This window comes from Halomonas sp. 25-S5 (assembly GCF_029889845.1).
Classification (GTDB): Bacteria; Pseudomonadota; Gammaproteobacteria; order Pseudomonadales; family Halomonadaceae; genus Halomonas.
Window position 1 is genome coordinate 1 of record NZ_JARANV010000057.1, and the last position, 1,921, is coordinate 1,921.

Annotated in this window: 2 rRNA genes; both read left to right on the forward strand. The window is 56.8% G+C overall.

Features of this window, described 5'->3' with window-relative positions:
* Positions 1-1,720 (forward strand): 23S ribosomal RNA (locus tag OP498_RS18300); the annotation flags it as partial.
* 83 nt (positions 1,721-1,803) lie between these two features.
* A 5S ribosomal RNA gene (gene rrf / locus OP498_RS18305) occupies positions 1,804-1,919 on the forward strand.
* Positions 1,920-1,921 lie beyond the last annotated feature (2 nt).

Below are 1,921 nucleotides of genomic sequence, written 5' to 3' on the forward strand. Positions count from 1 at the left end.
GCGGTAGAGGAGCGTCGTGTACGCCGATGAAGGTGGATCGAGAGGTCTGCTGGAGGTATCACGAGTGCGAATGCTGACATGAGTAACGACAAGGGGAGTGAAAAACTCCCCCGCCGGAAGACCAAGGGTTTCTGTTCGACGCTAATCGGAGCAGAGTGAGTCGGCCCCTAAGGCGAGGCCGAAAGGCGTAGTCGATGGGAAACGGGTCAATATTCCCGTACCTCACTGTATTGCGATGGGGGGACGAAGAAGGCTAGGTGAGCCAGGCGTTGGTTGTCCTGGTGAAAGTCAGTAGGCTGGGGAATCAGGCAAATCCGGTTCCCCAAGGCCGAGAGACGAGACGAACAGCCTACGGGCTGGAAGTCATCGATGCCACGCTTCCAGGAAAAGCCTCTAAGCTTCAGATACAGTGGGACCGTACCCCAAACCGACACAGGTGGTCAGGTAGAGAATACCCAGGCGCTTGAGAGAACTCGGGTGAAGGAACTAGGCAAAATGGTGCCGTAACTTCGGGAGAAGGCACGCCGGCATAGGGTGACGGGACATGCTCCCTGAGCCTGAACCGGTCGAAGATACCAGGTGGCTGCAACTGTTTATTAAAAACACAGCACTCTGCAAACGCGCAAGCGGACGTATAGGGTGTGACGCCTGCCCGGTGCCGGAAGGTTAAGTGATGGTGTTAGCGCAAGCGAAGCTCCTGATCGAAGCCCCGGTAAACGGCGGCCGTAACTATAACGGTCCTAAGGTAGCGAAATTCCTTGTCGGGTAAGTTCCGACCTGCACGAATGGCGTAATGATGGCCACGCTGTCTCCACCCGAGACTCAGTGAAATTGAAATCGCAGTGAAGATGCTGTGTACCCGCGGCTAGACGGAAAGACCCCGTGAACCTTTACTATAGCTTCACACTGGACGCTGATGTTGCCTGTGTAGGATAGCTGGGAGGCTTGGAAACCCGGACGCCAGTTCGGGTGGAGCCAACCTTGAAATACCAGCCTGGCATCATTGGCGTTCTAACTCAGGTCCGTGATCCGGATCGAGGACCGTGTGTGGTGGGTAGTTTGACTGGGGCGGTCTCCTCCCAAAGCGTAACGGAGGAGCACGAAGGTACCCTCAGCACGGTTGGAAATCGTGCAGTGAGTGCAAGAGCATAAGGGTGCTTAACTGCGAGACAGACACGTCGAGCAGGTACGAAAGTAGGTTCTAGTGATCCGGTGGTTCTGTATGGAAGGGCCATCGCTCAACGGATAAAAGGTACTCCGGGGATAACAGGCTGATACCGCCCAAGAGTTCACATCGACGGCGGTGTTTGGCACCTCGATGTCGGCTCATCACATCCTGGGGCTGAAGTCGGTCCCAAGGGTATGGCTGTTCGCCATTTAAAGTGGTACGCGAGCTGGGTTTAGAACGTCGTGAGACAGTTCGGTCCCTATCTGCCGTGGGCGTTGGATGTTTGAGAAGGGCTGCTCCTAGTACGAGAGGACCGGAGTGGACGCACCTCTGGTGTTCCGGTTGTCACGCCAGTGGCATTGCCGGGTAGCTATGTGCGGACGGGATAACCGCTGAAAGCATCTAAGCGGGAAGCCCCCTTCAAGATGAGACATCCCCGAGGCCTCGAGCCTCCTGAAGGGCCCAGCAAGACCAGCTGGTTGATAGGCCGGGTGTGGAAGCGCTGCAAGGCGTTGAGCTAACCGGTACTAATGGCCCGTGAGGCTTGACCATATAACACCCAAGCGGTCTGCCGATGGCGACCGACAGCCGGATACGACGAGACGCCTCGCATCAGCATGATTCACCGTTTTTCGCCTGACGACCATAGCGTGCGGGAACCACCTGATCCCTTGCCGAACTCAGCAGTGAAACCGCTCAGCGCCGATGGTAGTGTGGGGCCTCCCCATGCGAGAGTAGGTCATCGTCAGGCAC